A 21435-nucleotide genomic window follows, 5' to 3' on the forward strand; every position below is an offset into this window, starting at 1 on the left:
TCCTCCGGTCCGCTTGGGTAGCCCGCGTGGGGGGCGGCCGCCAGGCGGCCGGGGGCTCAAAGTGAGGTGTCCATCACCATCATGAGGCAGAACCCCACCGCCAGGCCGAGGGTGGCCCAGGTCTCGTGGCCGCGGCGGTGGCTTTCGGGAATCACCTCGTGGCTGACCGCGAACAGCATGGCCCCCGCGGCCAGCGACAGGCCCCACGGCAGCAGCGCCGAGAACACGTTGACCGCCAGCGCGGCGAGCACGGCGAACGCCGGCTCGACCACGCCCGACAACGCGCCCAGCAGCGCCGCCCGGCCGCGCGGCAGGCCGGCGCCGACCAGCGCCAGCGCGATGACCAGCCCCTCGGGAATGTCCTGCAGCGCGATGCCGGCGGCGAGTTCGCGCGCCTCGGGCACGGCCGCCCCCGCGGCGACGCCGACGGCCATGCCCTCCGGGATGTTGTGCAGCGTGATGGCGAGCACGAACAGCGTCACCCGCCCCATCGGCCGGCCGGGGCCCTCGCGGTCGTGGCCGCGGCCGTCGAAGTGGCGGTGCGGCCAGGCGCGGTCGAGCAGCAGCATGGCGAGCACCCCGGACAGCAGGCCGGCGCTGACCAGCAGGCCGGCCGCCGCCGGCCGCAGCCCCTGCTCGCCCGCCGCCGCCAGGCCCGGGAGCAGCAGCGAGAAGGCGGTGGCGGCCAGCATGACGCCGGCGCCGAAGCCCATCAGCGCGTCCTCGACCCGGGGCGCCATGCGCCGCACGACGAGCACCGCGCCGGCGCCGGCCGCGGTGGCCAGCGCGCACCACAGTCCGCCGGTCAGGCCGTCGCGCAGCCCCTGCGACCAGCCCCCGGGGCGCACGCCGGCGCCCGAGGTGGCCAGCACGGCCAGCACCGCGAGCGCGAGCAGCAGGGACAACGCGCCGGCCGTGCGCAGCGCGCCCCAGCCCGGCAGCCGCGCCTCGGCGCGCCACCACTGCAGAACGGCCTGGACCATCAGGCCGGTCTCCCGCGGGTCGGGGCGTCGTCGTCGGAGTGGACCATGCGGCGCCCGGTGCAAGCGGGGTGCCCGTCGCCGGCCGCCGCCACGCCGGACACCTCGAACTGAGGCCCGGAAGGGGTGCTGATCGGACCAGCGCCCGCCGCCGGCGCATGCTCCACTGGCCCACGATCTCGCACACCCTGGGGGAATCATGTCGGCCCTTCTTGCCCGTGCCACCACCTCGAGGCGGCTGCTGCTGGCCTTCGGCGCCGTCCTGCTGCTGGCGCTGGCAATCGCCGGCATCGCGCTCGACGCGATGAGCAGCGCCGCGGCGCTGTGCCCCGGCACCGCCGGCGGTCCAGTGGCCTGTGCCGGCGTGCTGGCCCGACTGCAGCAGGCGCGCTGGCTGGTGATCGGCCTCGGCGCCGCGACGTTGGCGGCGGCGCTCGTCGGCGCCTGGTCGCTGCAGCGGGCGATCGGCCGGCCGCTGCAGCAGGCGCTGCTGATCGCGCAGACCGTCGCCTCCGGCGACCTCAGCCAGGAGTTCGACGACGGTGGGCGCCAGGACGAGTTCGGCCGCCTGCTCGGGGTCATGGGCGAGATGGAGGACATGCTGACCGACGTGGTGAGCCGCATCCGCGACGCCACCGACGGCATCGCCACCGTCGCGGCGCAGATCGACAGCGGCAACGGCAACCTGTCGCAGCGCACGCTGGAGCAGACCGGTGCGCTGCAGCGCACCGCGGCCGGCATGCGCTCGCTGACCGAGACCGTCAACCAGAACGCCCGCCGGGCCGAGGACGCCAGCGCGCTGGCCGCCGGCGTCACCGCCGCCGCCGAGCGCAGCGGCGAGGTGGCGACGCAGGCGGTGCGTCAGATGGACGCCGTGAGCGCCAGCGCGCGCCGCATGGGCGACATCATCGAGGTGATCGAGGGCATCGCCTTCCAGACCAACATCCTGGCGCTCAACGCCGCGGTGGAGGCCGCCCGGGCCGGCGAACACGGCCGCGGCTTCGCGGTGGTGGCCGGCGAGGTGCAGGGCCTGGCCCGGCGCAGCGGCCACGCCGCCAAGGAAATCAAGGACCTGATCGCCGACGCGGTCGAGCATGCCCACACCGGCGCGAACCGGGTGGCCGAGGCCGGCCGCGGCATGACGGAAATGGTCGACGCGGTGCGCCGCGTGGGCGGGCTGCTGCAAGAGATCGCCTCCGCGCTGCAGGCGCAGCGCGACGGCATCGGCCAGGTCAACCAGGCGGTGGTGGAGATGGACCACATGACGCAGCAGAACGCGGCGCTGGTGGAAGAAGCGGCGGCGGCCGCGTCGGCGCTGGCCCACCAGGCCGGCGGGCTGCAGCAGGTGGTGGCGGAGTTCCGCCTCGACGCCGAGGACGCGCCGGCCGGGGCCTGACGCGACGGCCCTAGGCGCCCTTGCCCGAGGCGGCGGCCACTTGCCGCAGCGCCTGTTCCAACACCTCGGGCGGTTGCCCGCCCTGCAGCAGGTGCCGGCCGTCGATGACGAAGGACGGCACCGAGCGGATGCCCATCTGCTGCCAGCGCTGCTCCTCGCGCCGCACGTCCTCGGCATGGCGGTCGCTGGCCAGCAGCTCGGCCGCGGCCTCGCCGTCCAGGCCGACCGATTCGGCAACGGCGCGCAGCACCGCGGGGTCGCCGACGTTCTCGCCGCGGCCGTGGTAGGCCGCCAGCAGGGCGCGCTTGAGGTCGAGCTGACGACCCTGCCCCGCGGCCCAGTGCAGCAGGCGGTGGGCGTCGAACGTGTTCCAGATGCGCGCCCGCTCGCCGAAGTGGAAGCCCACGGCCGCGCCGCGCTCGTGCAGCGTCGCCTGGTTGCGGCGGATCTGCTCGGGCGGCACGCCGTACTTGTGGCTCAGGTGCGCCAGCGCGTCCTCGCCTTCGGGGCCCATCTGCGGGTTCAGCTCGAAGGGCTGGAAGTGCAGGTCCAGCGCCAGCTCGCCGGCCAGGCGGTCGCGCGCGATCTCCAGCGACGCCAGGCCGACGGCGCACCAGGGGCAGGCGACGTCGGAGACGACGTCGACGCGCAGCGTGGGCAGGCTTGGCGTGGCCATGGCTCAGGCGCTGGCCAGCAGCCGCTTCACGTCCGCCGCCAGCGCGGGCGCCCCGGCGCCGTAGCGGGTGAAGAGGCGGATGCGGCCCTGCGGGTCGAAGACGAAGGCGCCGGCGGTGTGGTCCAGGGTGTAGCTGCCCTCGGCCTTGCCCGGCACCTTGGCGTAGAAGACCTTGAATTCCTTGGCCGCGGCCTGGGTCTGCTCCGGCGTGCCGCGCAGGGCGACGAAGGCGGGATCGAAGTTGGCGACGTAGGCCTTGAGCAGTTCGGGCGTGTCGCGCTCCGGGTCGAGGGTGACGAAGACGCCCTGCAGCTTGTCCCCCTGCTCGCCCAGGGCGCGCTTGACCTCGGCGATCTCGGCCATGGTCGCGGGGCAGACGTCGGGGCACTGGGCGTAGCCGAAGAACAGCACCACCACCTTGCCCTTCCACTCGGCCAGCGTGCGCGGCTTGCCGTCGACGTCCGGCAGCGACAGCTCGCGGGCGTAGGTGGCGCCGGTGATGTCCACGCCCTGGAAGCCGGCGGTGTCGGCGCCCTCGCGCTGGCCGCAGGCGGTCAGCAGGGGCAGGCCGGCGGCGGCCAGCAGCAGGTGGCGTCGGGAAGGGGTCATGGCAGCCATGGTCGCAGGTAATGGTCCAGCAGCAGTGCGGCGAAGAGCAGCGACAGGTGCCAGATGGAAAAGCGGAAGGTGGCGCGCGCCAGGGCGTCGCTGTAGCCGCGCCACAGCTTCCAGCCGTAGTGGATGAAACGGCCGCCGAGCACCAGCGCCGCCACCAGGTAGAGCACGCCGCTCATGCCGTGCAGGAAGGGCAGCAGCGTGGCGGCGAACAGCACCAGCGTGTACAGCAGCACCTGCAGGCGGGTGAACTCGTTGCCGTGGGTGACCGGCAGCATCGGCAGGCCGGAGCGTCGGTAGTCCTCCGCCCGGTACAGCGCCAGCGCCCAGAAGTGCGGCGGCGTCCACAGGAAGATGATCAGGCAGAGCATCCACGCCTCGGCGCCGACATCGCCCCGCATCGCCGCCCAGCCGAGCACCGGCGGCATGGCGCCGGAGGCGCCGCCGATGACGATGTTCTGCGGCGTCATCGGTTTCAGCACCACGGTGTAGACGACCGCGTAGCCGACGAAGGTGGCGAAGGTCAGCCACATGGTCAGCGGGTTGACCGCGAACCACAGGATGGCCGAGCCGATGGCGCACAGCAGGGCGGAGAAGGTCAGCGCCTGCGTGTTGCTGAGCTCACCCTTGGCGGTGGGTCGCCAAGCCGTGCGCGCCATGCGGGCGTCGATGTGCTGCTCGACCAGGCAGTTGAACGCCGCCGCGGCGGCGGCCACCAGCCAGATGCCGGCCACCGCCCACAGCACCCGCACCCAGTCGGGCCAGCCGGGCTCGGCCAGCAGCATGCCGATCAGCGCGCAGAAGACGATGAGCTGCACCACCCGCGGCTTGGTCAGCGCATGGAACTGCGCCAGGCGCGAGCGCAGCGAGCCGGCCGTGGTGGAGGCGGAGGCGGTGGCGGTCATGGCGCGAGGTTTCCGGCCGGACGGGCCGCCAGCGGCCGTGGCGCGGGCCGGGCCCACGGCCGGCGGCTGCGCGCGACGAGCACCGTCATCACCACCACCAGCGCGGCGGCGCCCGCGGTGTGGCCGACGGCCGCGGCCAGCGGCCAGCCCAGCAGCACGTTGCCGATGCCGGTGAGGAGTTGCCAGACCGCGATCGCCGCCAGCATGGCGGCGGTGCGCCGTGCCGCGGCGTGGCGCGACAGCCGCCAGGCCAGCAGGCCGAGCGCCGGCAGCAGCAGCAGCGCGCCCAGCCGGTGGACGAAGTGGATGCCGACCAGCGCCGGGAAGGGCAGCAGCGAACCGTCGGCGGCGTGGCCCAGCTCGCGCCGCAGCGCGAAGCCCGACCCGTCCATCGCCGGCCACCAGCGGCCCTGGCAGGTCGGCACGTCGGGACAGGCGAGCACCGCGTAGTTGGTGCTTACCCAGCCGCCGAGCGCGATCTGCGCGGCCGTCAGCACCGCCACCGCCAGCACCGCGGCGCGCAGGCCCGCGGGCAGGTCGATCGACCGAGGGGCGAACGCCTGGGCCTGCGCAGCCAGCAGCGCCAGCAGCGCCATGCCGCCGAGCAGGTGGGCGGTGACGATGGCCGGGTACAGCTTCATGGTCACGGTGAGCGCGCCGAAGGCGCCCTGCACCAGCACCCACACCAGCGTGGCGGTGGCCCACCACGGGGAGACCGGCGCGGCGGCGCCCCGGCCCCGCAGCGCCTGACCGCGCTGCCGCCAGGCCACCGCGGTGAGCGCCAGGATCAGCCCGCCGACGGCGGTGGCCAGGTAGCGGTGGACCATCTCGATCCAGGCCTTGCCATGGGTCACCGGGCCGTGCGGCATCGCGGCCTCGGCGGCGGCGATGTCCTGCCGCGCGCCGAGCGGGCTGGCCATGCCGTAGCAGCCCGGCCAGTCGGGGCAGCCGAGCCCGGAATCGGTGAGCCGGGTGAAGGCGCCGAACAGGACCAGGTCGAAGGTGAGGAACAGCGTGACCCAGCTCAGCGCCCGCCAGCGGTCCACCGGACGGCCATGGCGGTGCCGCCAGGCCACCCAGGCGAGCGGCGCGGCGGCGATCAAGGCGCCCAGCGCCAGCAGCTCCAGCAGCGGCGCCAGGTCGACGAGGGCGTCGGTGTTCATCGGCCCGGCTGGTCCCAGCTCGACGAGGCGCGCAGCAGCCGGTCGATGTCGCGCTTGAGCTTCGACGGCTGCGGGTCGACCGGGGCGCGCATCATCCATTCGCCCATCGGGTCGATCACGTAGACGTGCTGCTCCAGCGTGTGGCCGTCGGCCGGCTGCAGCCACTGCGCCAAGCGCTCGCGCGGCACGCGCAGCGCCAGGGTCGGCACCGGGTGCTTCAGCGCCTCCTGCAGCGCGGGCGCCACCGGCGCGTCGTCGGTGACCAGCCAGACCTTGTCGATGCGCTCGGACTCGCGGCCGGTCATCTCGCGCAACTGGCGCTGCAGGTACAGCCGCTTCTCGCAGGCGGCGTCGCAGGCGCCGGGGCCCACCGTCACCAGCAGCCATTGGCCCTTGAGCGACGACGCTGGCACCGCCCGGCCGTCGAGCGTGGCCAGCGGCAGGTCGGCCGGCAGGGCGCGGGTGGGCAGCACCAGGTCGGCGTAGTTGGTGCGGCCCTGCGGCCGGACGACGAAGTAGGTGAAGTACGACGCCACCACCGGCGCGGCGCAGACGGCCAGCACCGCCAGCATCTTCCAGCGGCCGACGCGGCGCTGTTGCGGGTCGGGCGCGGGCAGCCGGTCGCCTTCGGCCAGGCCGGGTGCGGGCATGGCGTGCACGCTGAACTGCAGCGGTTCAGCGGCGGGCACGGCGGCGCCGGGGGCGGAGGAGTTGGAACCAGGCATAGAGGACGATGGCCAGCGCGCTGAAGGCAAACCACTGGGCGGCGTAGCCCAGGTGGCGCGACACGTCGACCGCCGGCAGCGGCCAGTCGCGGCGCAGGCCGTCGCCGGGGCCGGCGGCATCGACGGAGAGCTGCAGCACCGACAGCGGTGCCAGGTCGAGGCCGGTTTCGCGCGCGAACGCCGACAGGTCGAGATTCTGCCGGATCGGTCCCGGCGCCTGCCCGTCGAACTCGTACAGCCGGGCGGGCGGCAGGGCGATGCGGCCCTCGAAGGCGAGTGGCCCGGTGGCGGTGTCGATCGGCGGCAGCCGGCTGCGGTCCTGCACGTGGCGCGGCACCCAGCCGCGCTGCACCAGCACGGCGCCACCGCCCGCCTCCACCGGCAGCAGCAGCGGCGTGACCACGTAGAAGCCGGGCCGGCCGTCCATCTGGCGGTTGTCCAGGTAGACCGTGCGGTCGGCGGCCCAGCGGCCGGCCAGGCGCACGCGCCGGTGCAGCACCGGCTCGACGGCGTCGGCGCGGCGCGGCAGTTCGGCCGCGGCCAGCGGCGGCAGCGCGCCGCGTTGCTCGATGGCCTCGCGCAGGGCGGTCTTCTGGCGGGCGCGGTCGAGCTGCCAGACCCCCAGCCGGGCGGTGACGCCCGCCACCAGCAGGGCCGCCAGCAGCACCACCCAGCGGCGTTGGCCTTCGGTCATCGCAAGACCCCGGCGGCCGGGCCGTCGAGGGCGCGGCGCGCACCGAGGCCGGCGGACGGACGCGGATAATTCCGGCCGATGAAACCGCTCATCGCGCTGGCGCTCGTCCTCATCCTCGTGGCCCTGGCCGGTGCCGGCGTCTTCATGCTGCGCAAGCGGCCACCGGGCGCGCAAGACGGCCCGGCGGACAAGCGCATGGCCCGTGCGCTGGCGGTGCGGGTGGGGCTGTCCGTGGCCATCTTCCTGCTGGTGCTGGTGGGCTGGCAGATGGGCTGGATCACGCCGAGCGGCGCGCTCGGCCGCTGAACGACCGCTGAAAACACGACGCCGCGGCGAGGCCGCGGCGTGTCGGGTTGCGACGGGCGACGGGGCGCCCGTCCGGCGTCACAGCCAGTAGACCAGCAGGTACAGGCCCAGCCAGACCACGTCGACGAAGTGCCAGTACCAGGCGGCGCCTTCAAAGCCGAAGTGGCGCTGCGGGGTGAAGTGGCCCTTCTGCAGCCGCAGCGTGATGAACAGCAGCATCAGCATGCCGACGAACACGTGGAAACCGTGGAAGCCGGTGAGCATGAAGAAGGTCGAGCCGAAGATGCCCGAGCTGAGCTTGAGGTTCAGGTCGGTGTAGGCGTGGTGGTACTCGACGCCCTGCACCACCAGGAAGATGGCGCCGAGCAGCACGGTGACCCACATCCACAGCAACGTCTTCGCGCGCTGGCCGGCGATGAGGGCGTGGTGGGCGATGGTCAGCGTCACGCCCGAGGTCAGCAGCAGCGCGGTGTTGACGGTGGGCAGCGGCCACGGGCCGACGGTGGTGAACGGGTCCACCGTGCCGGCCGGCGAGGCGGTGACGCCCGGGGCCGTGCTCGGCCAGATGGCGCGGAAGTCCGGCCACAGCACCGCGTTCTCCAGGCTGCCGAGGTTGGGCACCGAATGCACCCGCGCCCAGTACAGCGCGCCGAAGAAGGCGCCGAAGAACATCACCTCCGAGAAGATGAACCAGCTCATGCTCCAGCGGAAGGAGACGTCGATGCGCTGGCCGTACAGCCCGCCCTCGCTTTCGCGGATGGCCTCGCCGAACCAGCGGAACAGGATCACCGCCCACCACGCGAGGCCGAAGAGCAGGCTCCACAGGCCCCAGCCGTGGCCGTTGATCCACTGGCCGGCGCCGAGGATGACGAAGAACAGGCCGATGGCGGCCAGGACCGGCCAGGCCGAAGGCCCGGGCACGAAGTAGTAGGGCGCGTGCCCGGACGGGGTCGTGGCTGCCGACATCTTGGTTTCTCTCCTCGAACCTGAAAACTCTTTCATCCGGCGGCCGCCCTCAGGCGACCACCCATTGCACCAGCAGCACCAGCGCCGCGACGAACAGGGCGGCGGCCACCAGGCCGGCGACGATGACGTGCAGCGGGTTGAGTTGGGTCACGTCGCGCTCATGGTCCACCGACCGGCGCACGCCGAAGAACGACCAGGCCACCGCCGCCAGCGCCTGCCACGGCGAACTGCGGCGCGACACCGCCTCTCGCAGGCCGCCACCGGCGTCGTCACCCCGACGGTCGCCCGTCATGAGCGGGGCTCCAGCGAGGTCGCCGCCGCGGCCGCGGGCAGGCCCTTGCCGCCCACCTCGAAGAAGGTGTAGCTCAGCGTGATGGTGCGCACGTCGCGCGGCAGCTTCGGGTCGACGATGAACACCACCGGCCAGCGGCGCACCTCGCCGGGCTGCAGCGTGTACTCGTTGAAGCAGAAGCACTCGATCTTGTTGAAGTGGGCCGTCGCCTGCTTCGGCGCGTAGCTGGGAATGGCCTGCGCCGCCAGCGGCCGGTCCTGCTCGTTGCGGAACTCGTAGACGACGGTGGCCACTTCGCCGGGGTGCACCTGCAGCGAGGCCACTTCCGGCCTGAAGCTGAAGGGGCCGCGGGCGTTGGCGTCGAATTCGATGGTGACCGTGCGGCTGGCGTCCACCTGGGTGTTGGCCGCCGCGCTGCGGGCGGGACCGGCGCCGGCCTGTCGCTCGGACAGCGACAGCACGTTGATGCCCAGCGCCTCGCAGATGTGCTTGTACAGCGGCACCAGCGCGTAGCCGAAGCCGAACATCAGCAGGGCAATGACGCCCAGCTTCCTCAGCAGGGCGAGGTTGTCCCGCTTCAGTCCGGTGTCGGCGCCCTGCGTCATGACAGCAACGCGATCTTCACGACGAAGCCCGCGGCAAAGGCCACCGCCACGCTGGCCAGGATCAGCCCCAGCCGCAGGTTGCGGCGGCGCTGGTCGGCATCGTGGCGGTCGGTCATGGCGGCGGGCATGGTGCTGCGGCGGGCGTCGGGCTCAGCCGACGATGCGGGTGGCCGTCGGGTCCAGCTTGGGCGGGTTCTCGAAGGTGTGGAAGGGGGCCGGCGACGGCACTTCCCACTCCAGGCCCTCGGCACCTTCCCACGGCTTCTGCGGCGCCGGCTCGCCCTGGCCGCGCATCATCGGCACGACGATGAAGAAGAAGAAGTACACCTGGGCCAGGCCGAAGGCGAAGGCACCCACCGACGCCAGCGCGTTGAAGTCGGCGAACTGCATCGGGTAGTCGGCGTAGCGGCGCGGCATGCCGGCCAGGCCGAGGAAGTGCATCGGGAAGAAGGTGACGTTGAACGAGATCAGCGACCACCAGAAGTGGATCTTGCCGCGGGTCTCGCTGTACATCACGCCGGTCCACTTCGGCGCCCAGTAGTACACGCCGGCGAACAGCGCATACAGCGAGCCCGCCACCAGCACGTAGTGGAAGTGCGCCACCACGTAGTAGGTGTCCTGCAGCTGGATGTCGATCGGCGCCATGGACAGGATCAGCCCGGTGAAGCCGCCCATGGTGAAGACGAAGATGAAGCCGACGGCGAACAGCATCGGCGTCTCGAACGTCATCGAGCCGCGCCACATGGTGGCCACCCAGTTGAAGATCTTCACGCCCGTCGGCACCGCGATCAGCATCGTCGCGTACATGAAGAACAGCTGTCCGGTCACCGGCATGCCGGTGGTGAACATGTGGTGCGCCCACACGATGAAGGACAGGATGGCGATCGACGCGGTGGCGTAGACCATCGAGGTGTAGCCGAACAGCCGCTTGCGGGCGAAGGCCGGCACGATGGCGCTCACGATCCCGAACGCGGGCAGGATCATGATGTAGACCTCGGGGTGGCCGAAGAACCAGAAGATGTGCTGGTACATCACCGGGTCGCCGCCGGCCGCCGGGTTGAAGAAGGCGGTGCCGAAGTGGCGGTCGGTCAGCGTCATCGTGATGGCGCCGGCCAGCACCGGCATCACCGCGATCAGCAGGTAGGCGGTGATCAGCCAGGTCCAGCAGAACAGCGGCATCTTCATCAGCGTCATGCCCGGCGCGCGCATGTTCAGGATGGTGACGATGATGTTGATCGAGCCCATGATGGAGCTGGCGCCCATGATGTGCATCGCGAAGATGCCGGCGTCCATCGACGGACCCATCTGGTAGGTCAGCGGGGCGTACAGCGTCCAGCCCGCCGCCGGCGCACCGCCCGGCATGAAGAACGAACCCACCAGCATGATGGCCGCCGGGATCAGCAGCCAGAAGCTGAAGTTGTTCATGCGCGCGAACGCCATGTCGGAGGCCCCGATCTGCAGCGGGACCATCCAGTTCGCGAAGCCGACGAAGGCCGGCATGATGGCGCCGAACACCATGATCAGACCGTGCATGGTCGTGAACTGGTTGAACAGCTGCGGGTTGACGAACTGCAGCCCGGGTTGGAACAGCTCCAGCCGGATGCCCAGCGCCAGCACGCCGCCGACCATCAGCATGGCGAAGCTGAACAGCAGGTACAGCGTGCCGATGTCCTTGTGGTTGGTGGCGAAGACCCAGCGCCGCCAACCGTGCGGGTGGTCGTGGTGTTCGTCGTGGCCGTGGTGGACGCCGGGGTGGTCCAGAACTGCACTCATGGTCTTTCCTTTTGACGCTGTCGCCGTTTACTTGCTGGCCGCAACCACTTCGGCCGGCTGCACCAGTTGCCCGGTCTTGTTGGACCAGCTGTTCTTGGTGTAGGTCGCCACCGCGGCGATCTCGGTCTCGCTGAGCTTGCCCTTCCACGCCGGCATGGCACCGCCGGCGGCGCCGTTGAGCAGGATGGCGATCTGCTTGCCGTGGTCGGCATCGAGCACGATGGCCGAGCCGTCCAGCGCCTTGATCGGACCGGCGCCCTTGCCGTCGGGCCGGTGGCAGGCCGCGCAGTTCGCGGCGTAGACCTTCTCGCCGCGGGCGATGAGGTCGGCCTGCGTCCACTGCTTGTTCGGATCGTCGGCCTGCGCGGCCAGCGCCTTCTTGCGGTCGGCGACCCAGGCGGTGTACTCGTCCTGCGTCACCACCTTGACCTGGATCGGCATGTACGCGTGCTCCTTGCCGCACAGCTCCACGCACTGGCCGTAGTACAGGCCGGTCTTCTCGGCGCGGAACCAGGTGTCGCGCACGAAGCCGGGGATGGCGTCCTGCTTGACGCCGAAGGCCGGCACCGTCCAGGAGTGGATGACGTCGTTGGCCGTGGTGACGATGCGCACCTTCTTGTTCACCGGCACCACCAGCGGGTTGTCGACCTTGAGCAGGTAGTCGTCACCGGTGGGCTGGCCGGCGTCGGACGCCGCGCGCTGGTTGAAGTCCAGCGTGGACAGGAAGCCGATGCCCTCGCCCTCGCCCTTCAGGTAGTCGTAGCCCCACTTCCACTGGTAGCCGGTGACCTTGACGGTGAGGTCGGCGTTGGTGGTGTCCTTCATCGCCACCACCGCCTTGGTGGCCGGCAGCGCCATGCCGATGACGATGAGGAAGGGCACCACCGTCCAGGCGATCTCGACCTTCACGCTCTCGTGGAAGTTGGCCGACTTGGCGCCCTTGCTCTTGCGGTGCTTGATGATGGAATAGAACATCACCGCGAACACGGCGATGAAGATCACCAGGCAGAGGACCAGCATCATGTTGTGCAGCCACTGCTGCTCCGCCGCGATGCGCGTGACCGGCGGGTGAAGGTCGATCTGGTTGACCGCCGGACCGCCCGGCAGGTCGCCGACCGCCAGGGCCGCCGTCGAGGCGGCGATCGTGGCCGCGCCGGCCAGCGCCCGGCCTGCGAGCCGTGCCATGTGCGTCGTCATCGTCGTCATCGTCGTCACGTCAGTTGATTCGAATGGGGGGCCGCTGGCGAGCGTGACGCCGCGTCGCGGCCCACCGCGCGCGATGCGACGGCGCAGGGCAGGCAGCGGAAGACGCGGGGGAGCGCACGGGGCAGCGGCGGCAAGGACTGGAAGGATCGGGGGGACCGGGCGGCGCGACCCAGGTCAACCGATCGATTTTAGCCCAAGCCCTCCGCTCCTCCGGAGGATCCCTGAGTGCCACCTCGGGGACGTCGCACCATGGCCCGCATGTCGTCGAGCGAGACCGCGGTGCTCGGCGCCACCGCCGGACGTGGCGGCGGCTTCACCGCGTGGCCGTAGACCACCTCGAAGCGCAGCGCGATGCGGCCCGCGGCGTCCGCGCGCGCGGCCAGCGCCGCGCGCAGCCGGTCGCGCCAGCGTGGCGTCCGCAGCCCGGCCAGGCGCGCCGGGTGCGCATTGCCGCCGAGCGCCCGCAGCTCGGCCAGGGCGGCGTCGGCATCGGCCCAGTGCAGCGTCAGCACCTCCTGGTCCATCACCGGGTCGGCGAAGCCGGCATGGACCAGCATGTCGCCGAGGTCGTGCATGTCGACGAATTCGGCCATCGGCGGCCCCCAGCCGGCATCGCGGTAGACCTCGCGCAGGTCGTCCAGCGTGCCGGGACCCAGGGTGGAGAACATGAGGAAGCCGTCCACGGCCAGCGCGCGCAGCCAGCCGGCCATCAGCGGCGGCGGGTCGGCGACACGCTGCAGCAGCATGTTCGACCACACCAGTTGGGCCGCGCCGGCCGGCACCTCGGCGGCGGCGAGCGGTCGCGGCGCGGCGGGGCGGAAGCGCTGCAGCCAGCGCAGCGGTCCCGACGCCGCCGGGGCGGCGGCCGGCGCGGCCGCCGCCTCGCTTTCCACCGCGGTGATGGCCGCGGCGGGATAGACCTGCCGCAGCCGTCCGGCGCTGGCGCCCAGCGCCGCCCCCCAGTCGAGCACCACCGCCGGCCGCAGCCGGACCACCGCCAGCCGTTCCGCCAGCCGCGAGGCCACCTCGTCGTGCAGCCAGGGCGGGCCCGGGGCCCGCTGCAGCCGCCGCAGGATGTGCCGCAGCGCCAAGGGGTCGATCTCGCGCGGGCTGGACGACGGCATCGCGGCGGGCATCCGGCTCAGTATATTGAGCCATGGCCTGGCCTTCGCCGACGTCGAGCCCTGGCGCGCGGACGGTGCGAGCCTGGGCCGCGGGCTGGCCGGGCCGCTGCGCGCTCTGCCGGTCCTGGTGCCGGTCGCGGCTGTGCGGCCCGTGCGGCGAGCGCTTCGCGCCGCCGCGGCCGCGCTGCCGGCGTTGCGCCCGCCCGCTCGGCCTGTCGGCCGACGCCTGCGGCGCCTGCCTGCGCCAGCCGCCGCGGCTGGCCGGCACGGTGGTGGCGCTGGACTACGCGCCGCCGCTGGACGGACTGATCACCGGGCTGAAGTTCCAGCACCGGCTCGACCTGGCGCCGGCGCTGGCCGGACTGCTGCACGCCGCGCTGCCGGCCGGTGCCCGCCTGCCCGATCTGTTGGTCCCGGTGCCGCTGTCGCCGCGGCGCCTGCGCGAGCGCGGCTACAACCAGGCCTGGGAACTGGCGCGCCACCTCGCCCGTCGGCTGGACCTGCCCGCGCTGCCGGCCGCCCTGCTGCGCACCCGGGACACCGCCGCGCAGACGACGCTCTCCCGCACCGAACGGCAGCGCAACCTGCGCGACGCCTTCCTGGTGGAGCCGCGGCTGGCGCACCGGGTGCAGGGCCGTCGGTTGGCCTTGGTCGACGACGTCACCACCACCGGCGCCACCGCCGACGCGGCGGCCGAGGCGTTGCTGCGCGCCGGTGCCGCCGAGGTGCGGCTGTGGGCGCTGGCGCGCACGCCGGACGCACCGCCCGGCACCGATTGACCGGCGATGGACGCGGCGACGGCCGCCGCTACTGGCGCACCCGTCCGCCGGCGTCGACGATGGTCAGCTCGACGAAGCGCGCGCCGCGGCGGTTGCCGCGGCCATAGGCCACCTGGTAGCCGCCCAGGTCCTGCGGCTCGAGCGCGTCGAGGGCCGCCAGCACCGTGTCCCGGCTGGGCGCGTTGCCCGCCTTGCGCAGGCCCGCCAGCAGCACGCGGCCGGTGACGTAGCCCTCCATCATGGTGTAGCTCACCGGCGGCGGGTCCTTCAACAGTGCGCGGGCGTCGACGAAGTCCTTGGTCAGCCGGTTGGCGATGCGGTAGGGGCTGGGCACCACCTGCGCGATGGACACGCCGCGCAGGTACTGCTCGCCCAGCCGCATGGCCAGCCGCTCCACGTCCACGCTGCTGCTGGCGAACAGGGTCGCGCCGCCGCCCTCGAGCCGGTAGTTCTCGATCAGGCCGGCCGCCGCCGCAGGGCTGCTGACGATGATCACCGCCTGCGGTGCGGCCTTGAGCAGCGCCTCCACCGCACCGGGGGCGTGGACCTTGCCGGCCGGTTGGCTGGTGCGCGCCACCAGCGTCAGGCCCTTGCAGGCCGGCAGCTCCTGCAGCAGCCGCACGCTGCGCTCACCCTGCGGGCCTTCCTCGGTGAAGCTGGCCAGCCGCGTCAGGCCGATGGTGCCGAGCTGCTGGCAGACCTTGGCCAGTTCCTCGGCCAGGCCGGCGCGGGTGCGGAACACCGCCGGCGAGTCGAGCTCGTCGTCGGCGTTCTGCGCGCCGACCAGCGCGATGCGCTCGCGCTCCAGCCCGCCGGCCGCCAGCGCACGCACGCTGCCGTCGCCGAGGAAGCCCACCAGCGCCACCGGCTTGTGCTCGGCCAGTACCCGCTTCAGTTCGGCGGCGGCCTGCGCCGGCTCCACCGGCTCGGGCGCACGGGCCAGCACCACCCGACGGCCGTTGACGCCGCCTGCCCGGTTGGCCTGTTCGAAGGCCGCCTGCACGCCGGCCAGGTAGAACGTCGACTGCATCGACTGCTGGCGGGCGTAGGTGCCGAGCTCGGCCACCACCAGTTCCTGCGCCATGGCGGCGGACCCGCTGCCCGCCCACAACACCAGCCAGCCCGCGAGCCGCCATGCCGCCTTGCGCACACCCAGATTCCTGACCATGACCATGCCCTCGCCACAACGACGCGCGAGCCTACGCGCGCGAGCGCCACGGCGGAAGGGGCCGGGCCCTCGGCCGGCGTCGCGGGGTGCGCATTCCTGCAGGGCCTGACCGGACAATGCGCCGATGTTCCGCATCGTGCTCGTCGCCCCCGAGATCCCGCCCAACACCGGCAACGTCATCCGGCTGGCCGCCAACACCGGCTGCGCGCTGCACCTGGTGGAGCCGCTGGGCTTCGACATGGACGACAAGGCGCTGCGCCGCGCCGGGCTCGACTACCACGAGTACGCGACGGTGCGCCGGCACGCCGACTGGGCCGCCCTGCTGGCCAGCGGCGAGGTCGACCCCGAGCGCTGCTACGCCTTCACCACCCGCGGCAGCCGGCCTTTCGGCGAGGTGGCCTTCGCGCCCGGCGACGCCTTCGTCTTCGGCAGCGAAAGCCGCGGCCTGCCCGACGACGTGCGCGACGGCTTCTTCCCGCCGGAGCGGCGCCTGCGCCTGCCGATGCGGCCCGGCCAGCGCAGCCTCAACCTCAGCAACGCGGTGGCGGTGGCGGTGTTCGAGGCGTGGCGACAGCAGGGGTACGCTGGAGGGGCGTGAGTCCGGTTCTTGTGGTGCAGCCCGTGGGGGCTCTTCGCGGTGCAGCCCGTGGGCCTGCGCGGCCCACGGGCTGCAAACCGTGCGAACGCGGGCCTCAGGCCTCAGGCCGCGCGTCCCGCGACAGCAGCGCGCGCACGGCGTCCGCGGCGGCCAGCCGGCCCTGCAGCACGGCGACCACCGCCTGCGTGATCGGCATCTCCACACCGGCCTGCTGCGCGCGGGCGAGCACCACCGGGGCAGTGGCCACGCCTTCGGCCACATGCCCCAGCGAGGCGAGGATGTCGGCCAGCGCCCGGCCCTCGGCGAGCAGCAGGCCGACGCGGCGGTTGCGCGACAGCTCGCCGGTGGCGGTGAGCACCAGATCGCCGAGGCCGGACAGGCCCATGAAGGTGTCGGTGCGCGCGCCCAGCGCCTGGCCCAGCCGGGCCATCTCGGCCAGGCCCCGGGTGATGAGCGCGGCGCGGGCGTTGAGCCCCAGGCCCAGGCCGTCGGCGATGCCGGTGGCGATGGCCAGCACGTTCTTCACCGCACCGCCCACCTCCACGCCCACCGGGTCGGTGGAGGTGTAGACGCGCAGCGCCTCGGCATGGAAGGCGGCGACGCCGAGCGCCGCAACCTCGGCGTCGCGGCTGGCCGCGACCAGCGCGGTGGGCTGGCCGCGCGCCACCTCCAGCGCGAAGCTGGGGCCGGACAGCACGCCGCTGCGTGGCCGCTCCAGCGCCTGCGCGATCTCATGGCCGAGCCGGCCGCTGCCGGCCTGGAAGCCCTTGCACAGCCACAGCACGGGATGGCCGGCCGGCACCGCCGCCAGCAGCGCCTCCAGCCCGGCCATCGGCGAGGCGATGACGGTCAGGCCGTCGTCGCCGGCATGGTCCAGCGCGGCGGGCAGCGACGCCTCGATCAGCAGTTCGGCCGGCAGCGCCACCTCGGGCAGGTAGCGCGTGTTGCGGCGCTCGGCGCGCAGCGCCGCGGCCTGCGCCGCGTCACGCGCCCACAGCCGCACCTCGTGCCGCCGCGCCGCCTGCACCGCCAGCGCGGTGCCCCAGGCGCCGGCGCCGAGGATGGCGATCTTCATGACGACCCCGTGGGGACAGGTCGCCGCAGGCGACCAGGGGCAGCGGTCTCGTCAAGCGGGCCCGGCACGATCCGGGTCTCCCGGTCGTGTCGGGTGCCCCCGCGGGGGGCGGCCGCCAGACGGCCGGGGGCCCACATCTTCGTCAGGCGTTGGCCGTGGCGCCGTTGGCGCCCTGCTGCTGCTGGCGCTGCGCGTCGAACATGGCCTGGAAGTTGACCTCGGTCAGCAGCACCGGCGGGAAGCCGGCACGGGTGCAGACGTCGGAGACGATGGCGCGCAGGTACGGGTAGACCATCTGCGGGCAGGCAATGCCGATGATGGCTTCGAGCTGGTCCTGCGGCAGGTTGCGGATCTCGAAGATGCCGGCCTGCTTGGCCTCGATGAGGAACACCGTGCGGTCGCCCACCCGGGTGGTCACCGTGGCGGTGACGCAGACCTCGTACACGCCCTCGGCCACCGGCTCGGCGGACAGCCCGAGGTTGATGTCGACCTGCGGCTGCTGCTGCTCGAGCAGGATCTGCGGCGAATTGGGCTGCTCCAGCGACAGGTCCTTCAGGTACATGCGCTGGATCTGGAACACGGGGGTCGCGTCTTGCTCGGCCATGGGGCTTGCCTTGTCTCGAAAAAACGCCCGCATGCCGAAGGGCTGCGGGCCGGTGGCGCGGATTATGGGCCTGCGACGGCCCCGCGAAATGTCAGGCGCCGAGCAAGGGCAGCAGGCCGCCGCGCTGGTCGAGGGCGATCAGGTCGTCGCAGCCGCCCACGTGGGTGTCGCCGATGAAGATCTGCGGCACGGTGCGGCGACCGGTGGCCGCCATCATGGCCTGGCGCTGCCCAGGGTCGAGGTCGATGCGGATCTCCTCGATCTGCTCCACGCCGCGCTGCTTGAGCAGCTGCTTGGCGCGGATGCAGTAGGGGCAGACCTGCGTGGTGTACATGCGGACGGGGTTCATGGCCCGATTTTCCCGTGCGCCCGATCCCCTTGCCGGGGTCCGGGCTCCGCCCGCCGGCGGCGGATCCGCCGCCCTTCTCGAGCCGGTCAGGCGCCCTTCGGCGTCAGCTTCTCGACCGGCAGGTTGGCCTCGCGCCAGGCCTGCAGGCCACCGGCCAGCGAATGCACCTTCTCATGGCCCAGCGCCTTCAGCGCGGCGGCGCCGCGCGACGCCCGGCCCCCGGTGGCGCAGACCACCACCACCGGCTGCGCCTTGTTGGTCGGCAGGCCCTTGGCGCCGGCGGCCAGCTGCGCCAGCGGGATGTTGCGCGCGCCGAGCGGGTGGCCGGCGGCGTACTCGGCCGGCTCGCTGATGTCGATCAGCACCGCCTTCTCGCGGTTGATCATCATCACCGCCTGCTGCGGCGACACGCCGCCCGCCCCCTGCAGACGCGCCAGCGCCGGCCACGCCAGCAGGCCGCCGGACATCAGCGCGGCGAGGACGAGGTACCACTGGTCGATCAGGTAGGCGAGCACGGGAAGGGGTCGGCAGCAACCGAGGAGGCGAAAAACGTCGAATTATAGAATTCGCCCCCCCTTGTCGAGCCCTGCCTCGACCCCCACCAGACCCCATCGGCCCATGCACAAGCTCGTCCTCATCCGCCACGGCGAATCGACCTGGAACCTGGAGAACCGCTTCACCGGCTGGACCGACGTGCCGCTCACCGACACCGGCGTGCTGCAGGCCCAACAGGCCGGCCAGCTGCTCAAGGACGCGGGCATCGAGTTCGACGTCGCCTACACCTCCGTGCTCAAGCGCGCCATCTGGACGCTGTGGCACTGCCTGGACACGATGGACCGCACCTGGCTGCCGGTGGTCAAGGACTGGCGGCTGAACGAGCGCCACTACGGTGCGCTGCAGGGCCTGAACAAGGCCGACATGGCCAAGCAGTACGGCGACGAGCAGGTGCTGATCTGGCGCCGCAGCTACGACACGCCGCCGCCGGCGCTCGACGCCGACGACCCGCGCGGCCAGCGCCAGGACCTCCGCTACGCGTCGCTCAAGCCCGAGGACATCCCGCTGACCGAGTGCCTGAAGGACACGGTGGCCCGGGTGCTGCCCTTCTGGAACGAGGCCATCGCGCCGAAGGTCCGGGCCGGCCAGCGCATCGTCATCGCCGCCCACGGCAACAGCATCCGCGCGCTGGTGAAGTACCTCGACAACATCGGCGACGCCGAGATCGTCGGCGTCAACATCCCCAACGGCATCCCGCTGGTCTACGAACTGGACGCCGACCTGAAGCCGATCAAGAGCTACTACCTCGGCGACGCCGAGGCGGCGGCCAAGGCCGCTGCGGCGGTGGCCAGCCAGGGCAAGGCCTAGACCGGGTCCAGGGCCGCCAGCGCCCGGCCCATGGTGTCGCGCAGGCCCTCCGCCAGCGCGCGGCGGTCGCCGGCGCCGGGTGCCTGCACCGGCAGCCAGCGCACCCGCACGACGAGGCCGCGGGCGTTCGCGATCCACCACAGGCTCTGCACGAGGCTGGTGTCGCCGACGTAGGCCGCGGCCGGGCTGGGCGAGGCCGACGCGTCGGCGAAGCGCAGCACCAGCGGCTGCACCGGCGCCTGGGCCGACAGCGCCGCCTGCAGCAGGTTGGCGTGGAAGGGCAGCAGCCCGCGGCCCTCGCCGGTGGTGCCTTCGGGGAAGACGGCCACCGTGTCGCCGGCCTGCAGCGCCTGGGCCATCTGGTGCACCACGCGCAATGCGTCGCGGCGCTTCTCGCGTTCGATGAACAGCGTGCCGGCGGCCACCACCAGCCGGCCGACCAGCGGCCAGTGCCGCACGTCGGCCTTGGAGACGAAGCGCGCCTGCGGGCAGCTGGCGTGCACGGCCAGGATGTCGAGCCAGGAGACGTGGTTGGCCACCAGCAGCACCGGTCCCGCGTGCGGCGTGCCCTGCACGTCCAGCGCGACGCCGAGGCCGGCGAGCACCGCCCGCGCCCATTGCCGGATCTCGCGCTGACGGCCCGCGGCGTCCAGCCGCGGAAAGCGCAGGGCGACGATGGCCAGCCCGCGCAGCACATGGCCGGTGGTCACCATCAGCCGGGCGATGGCCCGAAGCGGCCGCAGGGCCAAGCGCCGGCTCAGTCGTCGGCCTGCCAGGCGAAGCCGCCGGCGACCAGCGTGGCCTTGACCCGGCCGGGCAGCGCCATGCCGGTGGCGTCGAAGGCGAAGGGCGTGTGCTTGCCCTGGCTGCGCAGCGTGCCGGGCTGCACCGTCCAGGTGGCGTCGGGGTCGAAGAGGCAGAGGTCGGCCACCCCGCCCTCGACCAGCCGCCCCGCGCTGGAGGCCAGCGAGCCCAGCGCGTCGCCGAGGACCCGCACCGGCTCGCTGGTCACCCGCGCCAGCGACTGCGCGAGCGTGAGGCCGCTGTCGGCGCCCCACTTCAGCGCCAGCGACAACAGCAGCTCCAGCCCGGTGGCGCCGGGCTCGGCCTCGCCGAAGGGCAGCGTCTTCTCGTCGCTGTCCACCGGCGTGTGGTCGGAGACCAGCGCGTCGACGGTGCCGTCGGCCAGCGCGGCGCGCAGCGCGTCGCGGTCGGCCACCTGCCGCAGCGGCGGGTTCAGGCGCATGGCGGCGTTGAAGAAACCGATGTCGACGTCGGTCAGGTGCAGCGAGTTGATGCTGACGTCGGCGGTCAGCTTCAGCCCCTCGGCCTTGGCCGCGCGCACCAGCGCCACGCCGCGGGCGCTGGACAGGCGGCACAGGTGCACGCGGGCGCCGGTGGAGCGCATCAACTCGAACAGCGTCTGCAGCGCGATGGTCTCGGCGCTCACCGGCACGCCGGACAGGCCCAGCCGGGTGGCGATGGCGCCGCTGGCCGCCACGCCCTTGCCCAGCCAGGGGTCCTGCGGCCGCAGCCACACCGTGTAGCCGAAGGTGGCGGCGTACTGCAGCGCGCGCTGCAGCACCTGGGTGTCGCGCAGGGGCACCTCGGCCTGGGAGAAGCCGATGCAGCCGGCCTCGGTCAGCTCGGCCATCTCGGTCAGCACCTCGCCGGCCAGGCCGCGGGTCAGCGCCCCCAGCGGGAAGAGGCGGCAGCGCGACAGCTTGCGCGCGCGCAGCTTGAGCATCTCGACCAGGCCCGGCTCGTCCAGCGTGGGCTCCGTGTCGGGCAGGCAGACCAGGCTGGTCACGCCGCCGGCGGCCGCGGCCTCGAGCTCGCTTTCCAGCATACCCTCGTGCTCGTGGCCCGGCTCGCGCAGCCGCGCGGCGAGGTCGACCAGCCCGGGCGCGACGACCAGGCCGCGGGCGTCCACGCGCCGGTCGGGCTCGAAATCGGACGGCACGTCGCCCAGCGTCAGGATGCGGCCGTTGGCGATGGCCACGTCGGCCACCTCGTCGTACCCCGAGGCCGGGTCGATGACGCGGCCGTTGGTGATGAGGATCTTCATGTCAAG

The 21435-nt window shown here is 72.9% G+C and carries 26 protein-coding genes; 5 read left to right on the plus strand and 21 right to left on the minus strand.

The window, feature by feature from the left end; translation table 11 throughout:
- Nucleotides 1-56: 56 nt before the first annotated feature.
- Complete coding sequence (locus tag LRS07_RS21245) at nt 57-983, minus strand: ZIP family metal transporter (RefSeq protein ID WP_260499900.1); 927 nt, start codon at nt 981-983, stop codon at nt 57-59.
- Nucleotides 984-1179: 196 nt separating this feature from the next.
- Between LRS07_RS21245 and LRS07_RS21250 the strand changes: the two genes are divergently transcribed.
- Nucleotides 1180-2376: a methyl-accepting chemotaxis protein gene (locus LRS07_RS21250; protein ID WP_260499901.1), complete on the plus strand. Its 1197-nt coding sequence runs from the start codon at nt 1180-1182 to the stop codon at nt 2374-2376.
- A 10-nt stretch (nt 2377-2386) separates the two neighbouring features.
- On the opposite strand, the gene LRS07_RS21255 is transcribed toward LRS07_RS21250, so the two are convergent.
- From LRS07_RS21255 to LRS07_RS21280, 6 genes are read right to left on the minus strand one after another with little or no spacing between them, the layout of a single operon-like run.
- Nucleotides 2387-3052 (minus strand): DsbA family oxidoreductase, encoded by a 666-nt coding sequence (locus tag LRS07_RS21255; protein WP_260499902.1) that lies wholly within the window; start codon nt 3050-3052, stop codon nt 2387-2389.
- Nucleotides 3053-3055: 3 nt separating this feature from the next.
- Nucleotides 3056-3661: an SCO family protein gene (locus LRS07_RS21260; RefSeq protein WP_260499903.1), complete on the minus strand. Its 606-nt coding sequence runs from the start codon at nt 3659-3661 to the stop codon at nt 3056-3058.
- Nucleotides 3658-4572 carry a heme o synthase gene (cyoE, locus tag LRS07_RS21265; RefSeq protein WP_260499904.1) on the minus strand — a complete coding sequence of 305 codons (915 nt, stop codon included), beginning with the start codon at nt 4570-4572 and terminating at the stop codon, nt 3658-3660. Before cyoE ends, LRS07_RS21260 begins: the two co-directional genes overlap by 4 nt.
- A complete protein-coding gene (locus LRS07_RS21270; RefSeq protein ID WP_260499905.1) occupies nt 4569-5735 on the minus strand; it encodes a COX15/CtaA family protein in 1167 nt (388 codons plus the stop codon). The genes cyoE and LRS07_RS21270 overlap by 4 nt, the downstream gene beginning before the upstream one ends.
- A complete protein-coding gene (locus LRS07_RS21275) occupies nt 5732-6460 on the minus strand; it encodes an SCO family protein (RefSeq protein ID WP_260499906.1) in 729 nt (242 codons plus the stop codon). The genes LRS07_RS21270 and LRS07_RS21275 overlap by 4 nt, the downstream gene beginning before the upstream one ends.
- Nucleotides 6411-7154: an SURF1 family protein gene (locus LRS07_RS21280; RefSeq protein WP_260499907.1), complete on the minus strand. Its 744-nt coding sequence runs from the start codon at nt 7152-7154 to the stop codon at nt 6411-6413. Before LRS07_RS21280 ends, LRS07_RS21275 begins: the two co-directional genes overlap by 50 nt.
- 78 nt (nt 7155-7232) lie before the next feature.
- On the opposite strand from LRS07_RS21280, the gene LRS07_RS21285 reads away from it, so the two are divergent.
- Nucleotides 7233-7460 (plus strand): DUF2909 domain-containing protein, encoded by a 228-nt coding sequence (locus tag LRS07_RS21285; RefSeq protein WP_260499908.1) that lies wholly within the window; start codon nt 7233-7235, stop codon nt 7458-7460.
- 78 nt (nt 7461-7538) lie between these two features.
- Here the strand turns inward: LRS07_RS21285 and LRS07_RS21290 are convergent, their stop codons facing one another.
- The 7 genes from LRS07_RS21290 to LRS07_RS21320 form a co-directional block, all read right to left on the minus strand.
- On the minus strand, nt 7539-8426 hold the full coding sequence (locus LRS07_RS21290) for a cytochrome c oxidase subunit 3 (RefSeq protein WP_260499909.1): 888 nt from the start codon (nt 8424-8426) through the stop codon (nt 7539-7541).
- Nucleotides 8427-8475: 49 nt separating this feature from the next.
- Complete coding sequence (locus LRS07_RS21295) at nt 8476-8718, minus strand: DUF2970 domain-containing protein (protein WP_260499910.1); 243 nt, start codon at nt 8716-8718, stop codon at nt 8476-8478.
- Nucleotides 8715-9323, minus strand: coding sequence for a cytochrome c oxidase assembly protein (locus tag LRS07_RS21300; RefSeq protein WP_260499911.1), 609 nt, complete (start codon nt 9321-9323; stop codon nt 8715-8717). Before LRS07_RS21300 ends, LRS07_RS21295 begins: the two co-directional genes overlap by 4 nt.
- On the minus strand, nt 9320-9451 hold the full coding sequence (locus LRS07_RS21305; RefSeq protein ID WP_260499912.1) for a cytochrome oxidase small assembly protein: 132 nt from the start codon (nt 9449-9451) through the stop codon (nt 9320-9322). Before LRS07_RS21305 ends, LRS07_RS21300 begins: the two co-directional genes overlap by 4 nt.
- Nucleotides 9452-9473: 22 nt before the next feature.
- Entirely contained in the window at nt 9474-11096 is a 1623-nt protein-coding gene (gene ctaD / locus LRS07_RS21310) for a cytochrome c oxidase subunit I (RefSeq protein WP_260499913.1), read from the minus strand.
- A gap of 27 nt (nt 11097-11123) precedes the next feature.
- On the minus strand, nt 11124-12281 hold the full coding sequence (gene coxB, locus LRS07_RS21315) for a cytochrome c oxidase subunit II (protein ID WP_260499914.1): 1158 nt from the start codon (nt 12279-12281) through the stop codon (nt 11124-11126).
- Between the two features lie 209 nt (nt 12282-12490).
- Nucleotides 12491-13438 (minus strand): methyltransferase domain-containing protein, encoded by a 948-nt coding sequence (locus LRS07_RS21320; RefSeq protein WP_260499915.1) that lies wholly within the window; start codon nt 13436-13438, stop codon nt 12491-12493.
- A 62-nt stretch (nt 13439-13500) separates the two neighbouring features.
- Here LRS07_RS21320 and LRS07_RS21325 point away from each other — a divergent pair, with 62 nt between their 5' ends.
- Entirely contained in the window at nt 13501-14205 is a 705-nt protein-coding gene (locus LRS07_RS21325) for a ComF family protein (protein ID WP_260499916.1), read from the plus strand.
- A 28-nt stretch (nt 14206-14233) separates the two neighbouring features.
- On the opposite strand, the gene LRS07_RS21330 is transcribed toward LRS07_RS21325, so the two are convergent.
- On the minus strand, nt 14234-15373 hold the full coding sequence (locus LRS07_RS21330; protein WP_260499917.1) for an ABC transporter substrate-binding protein: 1140 nt from the start codon (nt 15371-15373) through the stop codon (nt 14234-14236).
- A gap of 124 nt (nt 15374-15497) precedes the next feature.
- On the opposite strand from LRS07_RS21330, the gene LRS07_RS21335 reads away from it, so the two are divergent.
- Nucleotides 15498-15971 (plus strand): tRNA (cytidine(34)-2'-O)-methyltransferase, encoded by a 474-nt coding sequence (locus LRS07_RS21335; protein ID WP_260499918.1) that lies wholly within the window; start codon nt 15498-15500, stop codon nt 15969-15971.
- A 94-nt stretch (nt 15972-16065) separates the two neighbouring features.
- On the opposite strand, the gene LRS07_RS21340 is transcribed toward LRS07_RS21335, so the two are convergent.
- The 4 genes from LRS07_RS21340 to LRS07_RS21355 all read right to left on the minus strand — a co-directional run bounded on the left by LRS07_RS21340 (nt 16066) and on the right by LRS07_RS21355 (nt 18466).
- Entirely contained in the window at nt 16066-17046 is a 981-nt protein-coding gene (locus LRS07_RS21340; RefSeq protein ID WP_260499919.1) for an NAD(P)H-dependent glycerol-3-phosphate dehydrogenase, read from the minus strand.
- Between the two features lie 142 nt (nt 17047-17188).
- A complete protein-coding gene (gene secB / locus LRS07_RS21345; RefSeq protein ID WP_260499920.1) occupies nt 17189-17650 on the minus strand; it encodes a protein-export chaperone SecB in 462 nt (153 codons plus the stop codon).
- 91 nt (nt 17651-17741) lie between these two features.
- The gene (gene grxC / locus LRS07_RS21350) at nt 17742-17999 is read right to left on the minus strand and encodes a glutaredoxin 3 (RefSeq protein ID WP_260499921.1); all 258 of its coding nucleotides are present in this window, start codon (nt 17997-17999) and stop codon (nt 17742-17744) included.
- An 86-nt stretch (nt 18000-18085) separates the two neighbouring features.
- Complete coding sequence (locus tag LRS07_RS21355) at nt 18086-18466, minus strand: rhodanese-like domain-containing protein (protein WP_260502194.1); 381 nt, start codon at nt 18464-18466, stop codon at nt 18086-18088.
- A 151-nt stretch (nt 18467-18617) separates the two neighbouring features.
- On the opposite strand from LRS07_RS21355, the gene gpmA reads away from it, so the two are divergent.
- A complete protein-coding gene (gene gpmA, locus LRS07_RS21360; protein ID WP_260499922.1) occupies nt 18618-19361 on the plus strand; it encodes a 2,3-diphosphoglycerate-dependent phosphoglycerate mutase in 744 nt (247 codons plus the stop codon).
- Here gpmA and LRS07_RS21365 read toward each other — a convergent pair.
- Nucleotides 19358-20104, minus strand: a complete 747-nt coding sequence (locus LRS07_RS21365) for a lysophospholipid acyltransferase family protein (RefSeq protein ID WP_260502195.1) — start codon at nt 20102-20104, stop codon at nt 19358-19360. The genes gpmA and LRS07_RS21365 overlap by 4 nt on opposite strands.
- Before the next feature lie 14 nt (nt 20105-20118).
- Nucleotides 20119-21429: a dihydroorotase gene (locus LRS07_RS21370; protein ID WP_260499923.1), complete on the minus strand. Its 1311-nt coding sequence runs from the start codon at nt 21427-21429 to the stop codon at nt 20119-20121.
- Nucleotides 21430-21435: the final 6 nt, after the last annotated feature.

Source organism: Aquabacterium sp. J223 (assembly GCF_024666615.1).
Classification (GTDB): Bacteria; Pseudomonadota; Gammaproteobacteria; order Burkholderiales; family Burkholderiaceae_C; genus J223.

Coding starts and splice junctions, on each gene's coding strand:
- LRS07_RS21245 (WP_260499900.1), bottom strand. CDS start 983: ATGGTCCAGGCCGTTCTGCAGTGGTGGCGCGCCGAGGCGCGGCTGCCG.
- LRS07_RS21250 (WP_260499901.1), top strand. CDS start 1,180: ATGTCGGCCCTTCTTGCCCGTGCCACCACCTCGAGGCGGCTGCTGCTG.
- LRS07_RS21255 (WP_260499902.1), bottom strand. CDS start 3,052: ATGGCCACGCCAAGCCTGCCCACGCTGCGCGTCGACGTCGTCTCCGAC.
- LRS07_RS21260 (WP_260499903.1), bottom strand. CDS start 3,661: ATGACCCCTTCCCGACGCCACCTGCTGCTGGCCGCCGCCGGCCTGCCC.
- cyoE (WP_260499904.1), bottom strand. CDS start 4,572: ATGACCGCCACCGCCTCCGCCTCCACCACGGCCGGCTCGCTGCGCTCG.
- LRS07_RS21270 (WP_260499905.1), bottom strand. CDS start 5,735: ATGAACACCGACGCCCTCGTCGACCTGGCGCCGCTGCTGGAGCTGCTG.
- LRS07_RS21275 (WP_260499906.1), bottom strand. CDS start 6,460: ATGCCTGGTTCCAACTCCTCCGCCCCCGGCGCCGCCGTGCCCGCCGCT.
- LRS07_RS21280 (WP_260499907.1), bottom strand. CDS start 7,154: ATGACCGAAGGCCAACGCCGCTGGGTGGTGCTGCTGGCGGCCCTGCTG.
- LRS07_RS21285 (WP_260499908.1), top strand. CDS start 7,233: ATGAAACCGCTCATCGCGCTGGCGCTCGTCCTCATCCTCGTGGCCCTG.
- LRS07_RS21290 (WP_260499909.1), bottom strand. CDS start 8,426: ATGTCGGCAGCCACGACCCCGTCCGGGCACGCGCCCTACTACTTCGTG.
- LRS07_RS21295 (WP_260499910.1), bottom strand. CDS start 8,718: ATGACGGGCGACCGTCGGGGTGACGACGCCGGTGGCGGCCTGCGAGAG.
- LRS07_RS21300 (WP_260499911.1), bottom strand. CDS start 9,323: ATGACGCAGGGCGCCGACACCGGACTGAAGCGGGACAACCTCGCCCTG.
- LRS07_RS21305 (WP_260499912.1), bottom strand. CDS start 9,451: ATGCCCGCCGCCATGACCGACCGCCACGATGCCGACCAGCGCCGCCGC.
- ctaD (WP_260499913.1), bottom strand. CDS start 11,096: ATGAGTGCAGTTCTGGACCACCCCGGCGTCCACCACGGCCACGACGAA.
- coxB (WP_260499914.1), bottom strand. CDS start 12,281: ATGGCACGGCTCGCAGGCCGGGCGCTGGCCGGCGCGGCCACGATCGCC.
- LRS07_RS21320 (WP_260499915.1), bottom strand. CDS start 13,438: ATGCCCGCCGCGATGCCGTCGTCCAGCCCGCGCGAGATCGACCCCTTG.
- LRS07_RS21330 (WP_260499917.1), bottom strand. CDS start 15,373: ATGGTCAGGAATCTGGGTGTGCGCAAGGCGGCATGGCGGCTCGCGGGC.
- LRS07_RS21335 (WP_260499918.1), top strand. CDS start 15,498: ATGTTCCGCATCGTGCTCGTCGCCCCCGAGATCCCGCCCAACACCGGC.
- LRS07_RS21340 (WP_260499919.1), bottom strand. CDS start 17,046: ATGAAGATCGCCATCCTCGGCGCCGGCGCCTGGGGCACCGCGCTGGCG.
- secB (WP_260499920.1), bottom strand. CDS start 17,650: ATGGCCGAGCAAGACGCGACCCCCGTGTTCCAGATCCAGCGCATGTAC.
- grxC (WP_260499921.1), bottom strand. CDS start 17,999: ATGAACCCCGTCCGCATGTACACCACGCAGGTCTGCCCCTACTGCATC.
- LRS07_RS21355 (WP_260502194.1), bottom strand. CDS start 18,466: ATGTCCGGCGGCCTGCTGGCGTGGCCGGCGCTGGCGCGTCTGCAGGGG.
- gpmA (WP_260499922.1), top strand. CDS start 18,618: ATGCACAAGCTCGTCCTCATCCGCCACGGCGAATCGACCTGGAACCTG.
- LRS07_RS21370 (WP_260499923.1), bottom strand. CDS start 21,429: ATGAAGATCCTCATCACCAACGGCCGCGTCATCGACCCGGCCTCGGGG.